At 36.3% G+C, this 12,695-nt stretch carries 15 protein-coding genes; 7 read left to right on the top strand and 8 right to left on the bottom strand.

Translation table 11 applies throughout. The annotated features are described in order from the left end of the window. Positions 1–44: 44 nt before the first annotated feature. The 4 genes from IPH66_02745 to IPH66_02760 are packed head-to-tail and all read right to left on the bottom strand — an operon-like array spanning position 45 to position 2,052. Positions 45–206 carry a UvrB/UvrC motif-containing protein gene (locus IPH66_02745; protein MBK7128270.1) on the bottom strand — a complete coding sequence of 54 codons (162 nt, stop codon included), beginning with the start codon at positions 204–206 and terminating at the stop codon, positions 45–47. A 31-nt stretch (positions 207–237) separates the two neighbouring features. Continuing rightward, the gene (locus IPH66_02750) at positions 238–579 is read right to left on the bottom strand and encodes a hypothetical protein (GenBank protein ID MBK7128271.1); all 342 of its coding nucleotides are present in this window, start codon (positions 577–579) and stop codon (positions 238–240) included. Between the two features lie 52 nt (positions 580–631). Continuing rightward, positions 632–1,564 carry a hypothetical protein gene (locus IPH66_02755; GenBank protein ID MBK7128272.1) on the bottom strand — a complete coding sequence of 311 codons (933 nt, stop codon included), beginning with the start codon at positions 1,562–1,564 and terminating at the stop codon, positions 632–634. Further along, positions 1,492–2,052, bottom strand: coding sequence for a hypothetical protein (locus IPH66_02760; protein MBK7128273.1), 561 nt, complete (start codon positions 2,050–2,052; stop codon positions 1,492–1,494). The genes IPH66_02755 and IPH66_02760 overlap by 73 nt, the downstream gene beginning before the upstream one ends. 119 nt (positions 2,053–2,171) lie before the next feature. On the opposite strand from IPH66_02760, the gene IPH66_02765 reads away from it, so the two are divergent. The 3 genes from IPH66_02765 to IPH66_02775 are packed head-to-tail and all read left to right on the top strand — an operon-like array spanning position 2,172 to position 3,501. After that, positions 2,172–2,738 (top strand): hypothetical protein, encoded by a 567-nt coding sequence (locus tag IPH66_02765; protein ID MBK7128274.1) that lies wholly within the window; start codon positions 2,172–2,174, stop codon positions 2,736–2,738. Positions 2,739–2,746: 8 nt separating this feature from the next. Then, entirely contained in the window at positions 2,747–3,085 is a 339-nt protein-coding gene (locus tag IPH66_02770; protein MBK7128275.1) for a hypothetical protein, read from the top strand. Further along, positions 3,082–3,501: a protein-export chaperone SecB gene (locus tag IPH66_02775; GenBank protein MBK7128276.1), complete on the top strand. Its 420-nt coding sequence runs from the start codon at positions 3,082–3,084 to the stop codon at positions 3,499–3,501. The genes IPH66_02770 and IPH66_02775 overlap by 4 nt, the downstream gene beginning before the upstream one ends. Here IPH66_02775 and IPH66_02780 read toward each other — a convergent pair. From IPH66_02780 to IPH66_02790, 3 genes are all read right to left on the bottom strand, one after another. Then, positions 3,488–4,162, bottom strand: a complete 675-nt coding sequence (locus IPH66_02780) for a hypothetical protein (protein MBK7128277.1) — start codon at positions 4,160–4,162, stop codon at positions 3,488–3,490. The genes IPH66_02775 and IPH66_02780 overlap by 14 nt on opposite strands. Before the next feature lie 35 nt (positions 4,163–4,197). Continuing rightward, positions 4,198–4,539, bottom strand: coding sequence for a hypothetical protein (locus tag IPH66_02785; GenBank protein ID MBK7128278.1), 342 nt, complete (start codon positions 4,537–4,539; stop codon positions 4,198–4,200). A gap of 87 nt (positions 4,540–4,626) precedes the next feature. Further along, positions 4,627–4,803, bottom strand: coding sequence for a hypothetical protein (locus IPH66_02790; protein MBK7128279.1), 177 nt, complete (start codon positions 4,801–4,803; stop codon positions 4,627–4,629). A gap of 546 nt (positions 4,804–5,349) precedes the next feature. On the opposite strand from IPH66_02790, the gene IPH66_02795 reads away from it, so the two are divergent. Next, on the top strand, positions 5,350–9,288 hold the full coding sequence (locus tag IPH66_02795; GenBank protein MBK7128280.1) for a T9SS type A sorting domain-containing protein: 3,939 nt from the start codon (positions 5,350–5,352) through the stop codon (positions 9,286–9,288). 23 nt (positions 9,289–9,311) lie between these two features. Next, entirely contained in the window at positions 9,312–10,547 is a 1,236-nt protein-coding gene (locus IPH66_02800) for a T9SS type A sorting domain-containing protein (GenBank protein MBK7128281.1), read from the top strand. A 186-nt stretch (positions 10,548–10,733) separates the two neighbouring features. Here IPH66_02800 and IPH66_02805 read toward each other — a convergent pair whose 3' ends face one another. Continuing rightward, complete coding sequence (locus IPH66_02805; GenBank protein ID MBK7128282.1) at positions 10,734–11,876, bottom strand: T9SS type A sorting domain-containing protein; 1,143 nt, start codon at positions 11,874–11,876, stop codon at positions 10,734–10,736. Between the two features lie 121 nt (positions 11,877–11,997). On the opposite strand from IPH66_02805, the gene IPH66_02810 reads away from it, so the two are divergent. Continuing rightward, positions 11,998–12,459, top strand: a complete 462-nt coding sequence (locus tag IPH66_02810) for a hypothetical protein (protein ID MBK7128283.1) — start codon at positions 11,998–12,000, stop codon at positions 12,457–12,459. 89 nt (positions 12,460–12,548) lie between these two features. Then, positions 12,549–12,689, top strand: a complete 141-nt coding sequence (locus IPH66_02815) for a hypothetical protein (GenBank protein MBK7128284.1) — start codon at positions 12,549–12,551, stop codon at positions 12,687–12,689. Positions 12,690–12,695 lie beyond the last annotated feature (6 nt).

Consider the following 12,695-nt stretch of genomic DNA (forward strand, 5'->3'; position numbering starts at 1 on the left):
TTGCCTGAGAAGCAAATGCGCTACCTTACAGGGTAGGTTGCGGTTCAATTAGCGCTGGTTTGCTTCTTATGCTCCTCCAAAACTTTATTCAAATAATCAATTTGATCTCGTATTTCTGAGGCCTTTTCATAATCTTGATTGGCAACAGCTTTCGCTTTTTCGCTTTCGAACAATTCAATTTTAGCTAACAATTCTTTTTCGGTCATAGTTCTTATATGTATTAAGCATCAGGCGTGATCAATAACCACTGCTCCAATACCACAACTCAATTTCAATTTTATCATAGGCCGCTGCGGAATTAATAATGGCTTCAATCTGTCCTTCAATAAAGGGGTCTTTTTTGCGGTACCAAGGCGTAAAGCTCAGGTCACTCTTTTCTGGCTCATCGGGCGGAAGATTAGCTTCGTGAATGGCTCGCAGTTCTTCTCCGGTGACGGTTAGGTGATAATCAATTTCTCCGCCGCATAATTCTTCTCGAAAATTATATGCTTTGCGCAGTTTTTCTTCACTCCACCACGGAACTCGCAGCCTGAGAATTTGTTCGTCATTTTTATGGCAACAGATGCAGCATTCAATCATAGGTGTAAGGATTTTTGACACTAAATTTCATTGGGTAATTTTTCTCTTTTTTTTATACGTTCGGTATAAATATTTCCGCACGCCCTTTGGTGAGGCGGTTATAGTACGGTGGGTTTTTAATTTGATCAGTACTTGACAACATTAATGGCAAACGTGCTGCAAGACTCATAATAACCGGAAAGCTATACTTCGGGTATTTTATGGCGGCAAAAATCATAAGTGCTGCTCCTAATCCAATTCCCATTTTTTGGTTGTCGGTTAATTTAAGCGACGAGACTATTCTAGCAGCCCGTTCTATATTTTCTGCTTGTATATTTTTTTTGCTGTCTTCAAATCCTTGAGGAGCAACGAACCCATTGTAGATACCAATGAACAAATCCGAATTAAAGGAATCGTTTCCAACGATCAAACAGCGGGGCATCAATAAACTGGTAGTTCCAATCTTTAACGGAAAAGTACTCTCGAATTTATCTTGATCAGAAGTCTCTGTTTTTAAATAGGAGTATGAAATTTCTTGCAAAAAATTAGCACCCTTTACCGGGTGCGTATGAAATTTCATGGGTAAATAGCCACCGGAACTAATCTCTGATAGAACCGTGTTTGATTCGTCTGCATCGGGTAAATAAGCGTTCGATTTATTCAATTGGTCTGCTCGTGGTTTATCTTCAATGGCATTTCTAATAAACGAGACTTTCTCAACTAGGTAAATGACAGATTCTTTTTCACCTTGAGGTTTAACCCAAAGCATACCGCCCACTTCCTCATCAGCTTTGTACTTGTTTTTAAGCAATGAAACAACCTCTTCCGTGAAAATAAATTTAGACGGAGTGGTTAAAATGAGCAAATCATTTCCATTTGTATTTTTTGAATCAAGTAATCCAGTCTTACGATATGCTATTAAATGTGCCTCCATTATTTTTTCAATTTTGGTTGGTTCATTTTCACCATCTCCAAATCCACTTCCTTCCCATTTTTCAAATTCCAACAGGTACCACAATTTAAGCATTGTTTGGCACTGTAATTCTCTTGATGCACATTTAAAATTATCAACGAATCTTTCCGCCAGTATTTATCACAACGAGGACATCTTTTTTCACCAGGTTCTAATTTGGTTTTTAAATCACGGTCTGTAACGTGAACATGATCCAATGCGCCCATGCGATCTGTGCCGTATGGCCGAGTAAAAAATGGTTTGGTCAAAATGTAGTAATTGAAATAGGCGTCATCAAAATTGCGTTTAGGTTTTACCGCTTTTATTTTCTGGGTGATGTCTTTGAAGTCACCTGTGAACTCAAAATGATGACCACTGGTTTCAATAATGTAAATCGGAAATTTCTCTACCGGAATTTCAATCAATTCAGCTTCTACCTTGCCTTGAATTTTTGCCAGGTATTCTTTTGCCTTATTTTTATCATTGGTCAAAGCTGCAATCCATTTTAGGTTGGTGGTTTTGCAATGAATGGCGTATTTCATACTATTGGTGTTTGCGCGGAAAGTACTGGTGTTAGGACGTAATCTATTTACGTTGTGGGGAAACATTTTGGCATTGAGTTTCAGAAAAATCACTTTATTTGTAACACAATATCAGGAGAATGAAGTTTACTGTACACCATACATGCAGAAAAGACGGAGGAGAAAGAGAAGTACTGAAAAATTTCCCCTACCTGTCAGAATATAAACCAGAAGAGGGCAAAAAGCCTTTCTTAGGAGAAGGGTACTATTTTTGGGATTACAACTTCGAATATGCAAAATATTGGGGTAAATCTCATTGCAACAGTCAATTTTATGTCTGTGAAGTGGATATTACGATTGATCACGAAATGGACGGTTTTTATTTGGATTTAGCGGGTAACCGTAAAGATTTAGTAGGTTTTGTCGAACTCTTGGATGAATTCAATTTAATTCACCCTGAAGGAACCCAGGGTATTGACCTTTGTTACATTATTGACTATTTGCGTTCGCAATGTCCTGAAGAGGCTTTCCCTTATGAGGTTATACGTGCCGTAGATTATAGGAATGCTGATCTGGAGGGCATAAAAATTGTATTCAATGAAGATCGGAAAAACTTCACCATGCTGAATCCCCGAATCCTAATTTCTTTTAAAAACAAGCAAAAAATTGTATCTTTAACCGAACCTATTATTAAGTTTGCATCGTAGAACGAATTATGGAAGCGCTGGAGAAAGCAAAATTGGCCTTACGTGCGCACCTTTTAGCGAATAAAGAAAAGGTGGCAGCAGATTTACTTGCTATGCGCAGTAAATCAGAGGGAAATGACATTTTTAACTATGTCGAAGGTTTGTCAAATGCCTATAATTTAGGTGCCGTTTCTGTCACGAACGAAGTTTCATTTGAAGCGTTAATCACCGAGGTTGAATTGTATAAAGTTGAACTTGGTTGGAATGTGGAAGCTCATTATTCTCCGCCTATAATTGTAACCAAAGAACTAATAGAAAAAGACCCCGAAAGAAAATCGGGGTCTTTTTTTTGTAATATTGTAGTATGATTGAAGCAAAACCGGCATCATTTTCAATGGAATCATTCAGAGTACCAAAGTTTTCGTACGATGAAGGGAATCACATGACCACTGAGCTTAAACTTGCGTTTATGCCTTCTGGTGTTTTTGACTCAACTAAAAGTGAATTTCAAATCAGTTTGAATTTGGTTACGCATGATTCTCAAAATGAAAATAAAATCATCTGTGAAGTAAATTCTGTAGCTCTTTTTAAATTTGATCGACAAATTAAATTAGAAGAAATACCACCTTATTTTTATCAGAATGCCATTGCGATTATGTTTCCTTATATTAGGGCGTTCATAAGCACATTAACGCTGCAAGCAAACACTAAACTACTCAAACTTGGTTTAATGAATTTGTCTGATTTGGAAAATCCGTTAAGGGCAAATACTAAGGTGATTTGAGTTTTTTCGAAAATCTCCTTCGTTTCAATTTTTCTGTGTCTTTTTTCAAACCTAATTGATAAACCACAAAATTCATTGATTGTTTCCAAGATAATCTGGCATGAATAAAAAACAGCGCAGCCATAACTAGATTTATAATGATCCAGGTACAATTGACCTCAAAACCTATTACACATCCTAAAACAATCGAAAGGAAAAAAGCTAGACAGCAATTAGCGGAAATAAAAAAGGAATTCCATCGCCTTGAAAGCCATTTTTGATTTTCTTCAGTTATTTGTTCATGATCATACGAAATACCGGCAGATAAATCATCTCTATTCTCTGTGTGGTTCAAATGTTCCCTACCATTTTTAAGGTTGATTTTTTCCCAGATATTTTCTGAAAATTGAAATTCATAAGTTGATTTCCAACGGCAGAAATTCGCAAACTCCGTCAAGAAAAGTACAGTAAAAAGGCCAATTACATGACCAAGAAAAAGAACAAAAGCAATACTCAAAATACCTGCGGCGAGATCACCCAATTCTATTAGATCATTTGTAATCTTCTTTAGGTTTGGATCTAATTGATCTTTATAACCATCGGTCATAAAGCAAAGCAATAGCATAGAGCTAACTATGACCATTGGAGGATATAAGAATCTTAAGTTTCTTTCTTCAATCATGGGTCTGCTTAACGACTGTATGTTATGTCGCTCATTTATTTATCACCCTCAATCAGTTTGATCTCCGGTATCTCTTTCATCAAACCTAAATTCTGTTTTACCAGATGACTTGAATCATTCAACCTCTCAAAAACTTCTTTACAAATTTTCATTTTTTCAGAATCACTCATGTCATCAGTAAATTCTGGTAATTGACCAAGGTGCTTAATAATTTCACGCTCGTGCTTTTTTATTAGATCCGGGAAATACAATTCATAAACCATGCCGTCAATGATTTGTTCGAAATAAGAAGGTATTAGAAGCTCGGCAACATTGTTTGTACCAATTTTTTTAGCGAGGATAATAAAGTCCGCAAGTGCGCTAAATTTATTTTGCATTTTAAGGTCAGAAGATATTATCGGTAGTTCCGTTAAAGGAGTATAAAATATTTCTACCGAGTTGCAAAATGAACTGCCTAAATATTTCTATAGTTTAATAATTTTCACTTGTTTGATGGTATAGTAATGACCATAGCGTTCTCCTAGTTCTTCACGGAACGCATCCATCCATGTGTTAAGAGTGCGTCCTGTTGTACCATACATGGCAGCCAGTTGCTTGTGTGTGTATGGCTTAATGTCCAAATCATTATTCTCGAATTCCATATCATCATCGTTTTGGGTAGTTAGTAATTTGATCTTTCTAAAAATGCTTTTTCATGTTTTGTTATGACGTTTCATAACGAATATAAATTACACTTGTTACAAAAAGTAACCCTTAAAAAAACTTAACGGTGCGGAATTATTATTCGCAATCAAGTCACAGATATGTGTGATTACATCATTGATTTTTTCTTTGATTGATTTGAAAACATCATAGCGTAAAAAACTACTTTGGCACGTCGGAAAACCGACATCTTTTTTGAAATAATTGTCGGATATCCGACATGAAAACAAGGGTGAAATGTCGGTTATCCGACACGATGAAAATTCTGAAATAAAATATTGTAAATAAATTTCGGATGCACAAAAAAAAATGATGGTGAATTTAAACGGTTTAAGCTATTAAACGTGAATTCATACATTAGTGGTTGAGTTAATTCACTGATTGTTTTTCAAGTTTATTATGGCTAGTTTGGCAACGGATGGTTGAACATCCACATCTCGATTCTGAATTTTATTACTCTATTAAGTGGTTAAATATCCATAATTATGAAACAATTCTTTGCATATCTGACGCCTGTAATTATAGTCCTTTATTCGGCTAATAATTCGTTTGCACAAAAACTGTTACAAGAAAATTGGGAATCAAATTATACGCATCAAGATTCCATCTTTAACGTGTCTACTGATTTGGATGCAAATGGAGATGTATTTGTTACCGGTTATGTTGTCGATCTAACCGAAGGCAGAAACATTATTACACTTAAGTATGATAGCGATGGTACGTTGCTCTGGTCAAATATCTATCATTTTGGATCGGATGACCGAGGATTTAAAAATCTGTGTGACGGCACCGGAAATGTTTATACTCTTGGCAGAATTTCAAATGGAGGAACCTCTTCCTTAATAGTTTTGAAATATGATTCTGCTGGTAACCAAGTTTGGGCTTTCTCCCATACTATTGGTGTGACAAATGAACCCTCTGATATGCTAATCAATTCTGACGGAAACATTGTGATTTTGGGTGATGCACTAGTTGGTGGTCAGCATGATGTGATTTTAGCTGAGATCAACCCCTTTGGTAGCCTTGTAGCGAACTATCAATACGATAGTGGAGCAAATGACTACCCGGTTAATTTGGATGGAACGACCGGCAAAATTGCGTTGGGACTGACAATCGATGATGGGTTAACAATAAGCTCCAGATTAATTCAATTCAATAATAGTTTAACTGTGGACTGGTACAAAGACTTGACGTATGGTGGTCTTTACGAGGTTAGGGCTATTAAATACGATCAAAATAATGATTTAATTTCTTTAATTAATAATAATGACTCTTTGAATGAAGCTGTTCTCTTCAAATATTCTTCTATTGGAGATAGTTTATGGACAAAAAATTTGGATGCAGGAAATACGTATGAACCTGGGAAGAGTTTATTTATTGATGGCTTTAATAATGCAATTGCTACCTACGTTCACAATGGTCAGTCTGAGGTAAGTGTCAACCTTGTGAACGAGAATGGTGAGTTGGAATGGAATAAATATTATTATTCAGGTGGATTAGACTTTAAGAATTTTTCTGTGATTTCTGACAACACACGAATTATTGTTGCCGGTACTGAATCAAATTTGGTGACCAGTAATATGGTCATGTTTAGTTTGAATTATGATGCTGTTTTACGCTGGCAATACCATGAAAATGGTAACGGTGGTAATAGAAATCAGCTAACTGATTTTGATTTTAACACCAACAATCATATTCTTATGACTGGTCAAATAAAATACGGAACACTTTATCAAATAGCAGTGTTTGATCTGGTAGAAGAAGATGCTTTTAACGCACCAGATGTTTCGAATGCACCTACCGGAACGTTAGCTTATTTCCCATACTTCAACCAAACGAAGGACATTAACGGAAATACAATTGAAGGACTTTGCTTCTACGGCAATTTGAATTCAAACGGTAATTTCCTGTTTAATAAATCACTCATTCACACTGAAATTTTGAATGATGGTGACACCACGACAATAGATTCCGTAATTAGATGGGATTTTACTTTCATGGGAGATTTTAGACCACAGGTACCCACTGGAATAAACCCAAGTGGATATTATGTCAATTATTATTATGCCGATGTACAAAGAGAGAAAATTGACGCATTTAAGAAGGTTATTTATTCGAATGCTTATGAAAAGATTGATATGGAGATTGGCGCAAACTATTTTGGTAATACCATTTTTTTCATTGTTAAACCAGGAGCTGATTACCATGAGATCAGCTGGAATATAAATGGCGCTTCTGTCTCAGTCAATTCCGACGGATCACTCTCTTGTACTTCTAATGGTCATATTCAAACCTATCAGAAACCTATCGTTTATCAATTAGATTCGTTTGGAAATCCGGTTCAAATTGGCTATTCTACACCAACATATGGTTATGCGCTAGATGTTTCTCAAACTGTAGCATTTCATTTTCCAACCGGATTTTATGATACTTCAAAACCATTAATAATTGAACTCACGCAAACAGGAACAAGTCAAAACAAAAGTTCTGAAGATAATTTTAAGTGGTGCTCTTACATTAGATTGCCAAATGAGACTGCTTTTGGAGAAGCAAAAATTAATAAAATCGATACAGACGACAATAACAACTCTTATTATGTTGGTCAGTTAGAATCCAGTGGGCTTTCTGCTTTTCCAACAACCCCAGGTATCTTGGTTGATGTTCCACAAGGATATGTTGACATGACTGTTATGAAATTAAATAATGAAATTGAAATCGAATGGGCGACTTATTATGGGGGGACAGGTGGAGAAGCTGGTCTCTCAATAGCTGTTGGATTATCATCTACTTCACCAAAAGTATTCATTACCGGCACAAGTAACTCTTCTGATTTTCCTTTGGTTGGTCTGGTTGGTAGCTACTTACAAAATTCCACAGGAGAATCATGTATTGTTCAATTGGATCATGACGGAACTGCCGACTGGTCAACAAGATTTGAAGCAAAATTGAATGATTGTGAGATTGTAGAAAATAAAATATTTGTAGTTGGAACCTTCGGAATTCAAACACCACCGTTATTGGATGATGGAGTGAATTATTATTCTGAAAATGGAAAAGGATACATAGCAAATTTTAAACCAGGAGGTTTTTTCAGTCATGGAACGTATTTTGGAACAACAGCAGCCGACCCTGACGGGTACTGTGAGATAACGGCTATTGATTGGAACGGATTACAAAATTATGCCTTGACAGGTATCACTACTTCTCCAAGTTTTAATCATGTCAATGCGCCTGGAATTAATTTTACTACTTATGGTGGAATTCACACGGATGCTTTTATTGCCAGCGTTCATACCCTTGGAAATATTGATTTTGCTTATTATATCTATTCCCCACCATACTCCGAGGGGCCTTCTATTCCAATAGGTTATGATTTGTATTATTACCCTGAAGGAGATCGTGGCAACGACATTAAATTTTCACCAGATGGACAGTCGATTTACTTAGTGGGTGAAATTTTTAGTGATAATCTTTTTACTTATCCACCGCCAAGCGGAGACTCCTACTTCCAAGGCACTCGTTTTTGGGCTAAGAGCGTATTTGATCTTTCTCTGCGCCCTGCCGGATTCATCTTCAAAACTGATTTGTCGGGAACAATTCAATGGTCAACCTATTATAGTTATTGGGAATATCAAGATGAAGAATTTCCAATGCGTTTACAAGAAATAAGTTTTGCGCCAAATGGAAATTTCTTCATTTCTGGTCAGCAAACACGACATTATCTTTCAGATACTCCGCAGATGTCAGAATACAACATCCCTTTACCCTTGGCTCAACCAGTAGGCTTTTATTATTTTGATTCACCAACCTATACACCATACAAAGGAGGAACTTATCAAGAAAGCTTTATCATTGGATTCAACCAGACCGATGAACTTTTGTGGGCAACATATCTTGGAGGTTGGCAAACAGATCAAGTTAAGTCGATATCTGTGTCCAACAATGACCGGCTTTATTTTAGTGGGGCTGCATATACTATTAATAGCGTCGATGCCCTCGATCCCGACTTCATAGGTGCTAGTGCCACTGAAGAAGAAATATACAGCCTAGAAGACTGGGAATATAATACCGCTGCAGGCAGTAATGATTGGTTCAACGGTGATGGGGCTGGAGACCAGTGTGAATTCGCAGGATTTTTTGAGGTTTCGGGTTTGGATAATTCAACGTTGAGTGAATCAGAAGTAAATCAATCAGGAGAGATGACGGTTTATCCTAACCCAAATAGTACTTCTGTATTATTTATATCAATTGGGTCTGATATTGTTCAATCCGTCAAAATTTATTCAATTACAGGCGAATTAATTTACTGTTACAACCAAATAGGCATAAAATACGTTAATATTGAAGTGTTAGCCAGAGGAACCTATTTAATAGAATGCCAAGGTTCTGAAGGAATTTATAAATCGATGTTTGTAGTGAGTTAATGCGAAACACATTCATACTATATTTGATACTATCGGCAACGGGATTAAATGCTCAGTGGAATCTAATCTCGCCGTCTGTTGGATTAGATCATTCATATAAGGATGTGTTTTTTGTGAATGCAGATACTGGCTTCGTTGTTGGAGGAGTGCAAGGTGAAGGTGCTATACTTAGAACGACGAATGGTGGAATAGATTGGGATACCACTACAACATTTGAGCTGGTTGGAAGTACTTTTATTTCCCTCACTTCAATTTATTTTCCAGATGATTCGGTAGGTTATACTATTGGTTCAGGCAGAATTTTTAAGACCACAAATTGTGGTGTTGATTGGTTTGAAATTGATACCACTAATACCTTTAATTCCAATGCAAATACTGACATAATTTTTGTGAATGTTGACACTGGCTTCTATGGTTATACTGACTTTGGTTCGGCCTGTTTCAGAACGACAGATGGTGGCTATACATGGTTTCCTGACCCAATCCTTCCCGGAATAAGAAAATTTAATTGTTATAACGGAAACTATTTTGCCGGAACGAGTGGTTGGGCATTTTTAGATATAGCCACATTAACTTGGCAAATCTTTGACAATAACATCACGCCTTATTATCATTACGTGAATACAATAATATTTAACAACAGGATCTTTGTAATTGGTGATAAAATGGGTGGATCGTCTTTTGGAGTCCTCTCTTATTCTGACAATCTTGGCTTGGACTGGACAACACTTTATATTGATCCGGGAAGACTGGAGGAAATTACCCTAATCAACGATACACTTTGGCAGATGTGTGGAGAGTTCAATGGAACATTAAGAAGTATTGATGGTGGTAATTCATGGCATTATACGGATGCTGATAACTTTGAAACGGCTATGTACAAAGATTTTCATGAGTTTTGTTTTGTCAATGATACGGTTGGGTATGCCGTTTCTCAAAATGGAATTTACAAAACAACAAATGGTGGTGGAGCATCAATTGGTGATGCATTTTTCTTTCCACCGGATTTGGGTGTTTCAGAATTCAATATTAGCGCTATTCAGATTTATCCCAACCCAGCTCAACAAGAAGTTACTTTCACTGGTGTTTCAACGGAAAACTCCAATTTAATCATGTACTCATTAGACGGCAAAGAAGTCTTGCACAAGCAAATGCAAGGAGAACATAATGTAGATATTTCTGACTTGGAAAGTGGCATTTATTTAGTTAAATTGGTTGTAGATAATACACTGTACACTGCAAAATTTATTAAGAAGTAGAAACGAGCGACTCACAGAGTGCTGATGTATTGAGTCTATGAAACACTAAATAAAAATCCCCATCATCTCTGACAGGGATTTTTAAGTTATCAATTGTAAGCTAAGGATTAAAAACTCCCTCTTTTGTGTCTCCATTCGGGCTTTTGAGACCCCTGATGTTTGCGGGAGGAAAGTCAAAAATAATTATTATTCAACTACAAATTTTTGTTCTAATATTCTGCCGTCTGGATAGATCAATATTGCAAAGTAAATTCCCTTGGCAAAATGTGCAGTTTCAATTTGCGCTTGATTTTGACCGGAAATGTTAGTTGTCAAAATTTGCTTTCCGCGAATGTCATTAATTATCAAAACATTTTCTTGAGCCGTATTTTCAAAAACAATATACAAGTATGATTGAGCTGGATTAGGATAAATCAAAAACGCATTGTTGTTCTCAATAATTCCCGTAAAATCAGCCTCAAAACATGTCGTCGTATCTGAACAACCATTTTCAGTAATTACACAAGCGTAATGTCCGTTTTGAGTTGCGGTATAACTCTGATTTGTTGCACCACTTATTTCAGAAAATGAATCATCACAATCTACCCATTGGTAATCTGCAACAATTGAATTTGCTGTAAAAGTGACACCAGCTTGTGTAGCAACAACATTTACCTGTGGTTGAACATCTAAGTTAGTGATGACAACACTGTCACAGCCTGAGATTACCGAAACAAGATAGCTATTGTGTGTCAAATCTGAAGTGATTGTTGAAGCAGTCGTTCCATCAGGATAAGTGTAATCACTTCCATAACAAACTGAAATTGTTTCTTCAGTTTGATACTGAATGTCACCGGTAATTGAAATGTCAAAATCACATTGCGCTGGTTGAGTTACGCCTGCCCCAGTATTTACGCCGTTGATTTGAATTAAATAGGCAGTGTTTGAACTTAACCCAAAGGCTGAGGTAACATTAAAATTAGTTGATCCACCTCCACAAGCAGCTATTGGTGTATATGTTGTAACGTCACATTCCGTCGATGCGTTGATCATTGTTACGCTTATTTCTTGACCCATTGTAACATCAGGATTGAAAGTAAGATTACTTAATGAAACGGTTACAAATCCACCAGAAGAACCAGTCGTAAATTTGTACCAGACAGTCGCTGCATTTAATGTGCAAAAGTTATAGTCTGTTGTTGAAGTTGTCGTCGCCCCAATAGTCGTTCCTGACAGAGTAAGACCAGGGCAAAGTGGAATTGCATTAGAGCATAAATTGTTTGTTGGTTGCGCAAAAATTGCACAACTCATCAAGCAAAATGCAGGTATGAAAATTGAGAGAATATTCATAAAACAAAGTTAATTGACTAAATGTAGCAAAAATGTTGATAACGTTGGGAAAAATGATAGTATTAATTGCTTATTTTTTGTAAGATTTTGGGGTAATTCTAACTATATTTGAAAGATACCTATGGCAAAAAAAAAGAATTCAAATAGCACTGAAGAGTCGAGGAGTGAAAACGATTCAAAATTTGATCGTGAAATCTTTCAACGAGCCATTGAAAGTTCGGAGAATGATTTTGAAAAAAATCTGACTTATATAAGTGCCGGATCGTTGGGGTTGTCATTAGCTTTTATCGAGAAAATAGTTCCATTAGAATTTGCAAAGTGTAAAATATTTTTGATTCTTGGATGGACGTTGTTGACTATAACGTTAGCAACAAATCTTGCTTCACATTTAATTTCAATATTTTTTATTTCCAAATCAAGAGATGATTACGATTCTCAAAATAAGGATAGTGAAAAGAACGTAAAAAGTAGAAACAAAATTATTAGCGGAATAAACTGGGCTACTCTTGTTTTACTAATTCTTGGAATAGGATCAATAGTTTATTTTTCATCAATTAATATAATTTGTAATGGCAAAGGATAATAGCAAGAAAAAATCTGGTGGTAAGCGAGAAGGTTTTGGACGCACAATACCAAAACCAAAACCAGAAGTAAAACCTAAAACAAAGCAAGATGAGTAAAGGAAAGTCAAATGACAGTGGTAAAGGTGGTGAGGTAATTAAAGAGGGTAGAAATATTCCTGTGCCTCCGCCTGCATCTGGGAATCAAAGTGGAAATCAATCAGGAAGTTCATCTTCTGAAAAGGGCAAATAAACTTGT

It is taken from the genome of Crocinitomicaceae bacterium, assembly GCA_016708105.1.
Taxonomy (GTDB): Bacteria; Bacteroidota; Bacteroidia; order Flavobacteriales_D; family Crocinitomicaceae; genus JADJGJ01.

What these genes read in the sequence shown, in the direction of transcription:
- IPH66_02745 (MBK7128270.1), bottom strand. Translation starts at nt 206, where the DNA reads ATGACCGAAAAAGAATTGTTAGCTAAAATTGAATTGTTCGAAAGCGAA.
- IPH66_02750 (MBK7128271.1), bottom strand. Translation starts at nt 579, where the DNA reads ATGATTGAATGCTGCATCTGTTGCCATAAAAATGACGAACAAATTCTC.
- IPH66_02760 (MBK7128273.1), bottom strand. Translation starts at nt 2,052, where the DNA reads ATGAAATACGCCATTCATTGCAAAACCACCAACCTAAAATGGATTGCA.
- IPH66_02765 (MBK7128274.1), top strand. Translation starts at nt 2,172, where the DNA reads ATGAAGTTTACTGTACACCATACATGCAGAAAAGACGGAGGAGAAAGA.
- IPH66_02770 (MBK7128275.1), top strand. Translation starts at nt 2,747, where the DNA reads ATGGAAGCGCTGGAGAAAGCAAAATTGGCCTTACGTGCGCACCTTTTA.
- IPH66_02775 (MBK7128276.1), top strand. Translation starts at nt 3,082, where the DNA reads ATGATTGAAGCAAAACCGGCATCATTTTCAATGGAATCATTCAGAGTA.
- IPH66_02780 (MBK7128277.1), bottom strand. Translation starts at nt 4,162, where the DNA reads ATGATTGAAGAAAGAAACTTAAGATTCTTATATCCTCCAATGGTCATA.
- IPH66_02785 (MBK7128278.1), bottom strand. Translation starts at nt 4,539, where the DNA reads ATGCAAAATAAATTTAGCGCACTTGCGGACTTTATTATCCTCGCTAAA.
- IPH66_02790 (MBK7128279.1), bottom strand. Translation starts at nt 4,803, where the DNA reads ATGGAATTCGAGAATAATGATTTGGACATTAAGCCATACACACACAAG.
- IPH66_02795 (MBK7128280.1), top strand. Translation starts at nt 5,350, where the DNA reads ATGAAACAATTCTTTGCATATCTGACGCCTGTAATTATAGTCCTTTAT.
- IPH66_02805 (MBK7128282.1), bottom strand. Translation starts at nt 11,876, where the DNA reads ATGAATATTCTCTCAATTTTCATACCTGCATTTTGCTTGATGAGTTGT.
- IPH66_02810 (MBK7128283.1), top strand. Translation starts at nt 11,998, where the DNA reads ATGGCAAAAAAAAAGAATTCAAATAGCACTGAAGAGTCGAGGAGTGAA.
- IPH66_02815 (MBK7128284.1), top strand. Translation starts at nt 12,549, where the DNA reads ATGAGTAAAGGAAAGTCAAATGACAGTGGTAAAGGTGGTGAGGTAATT.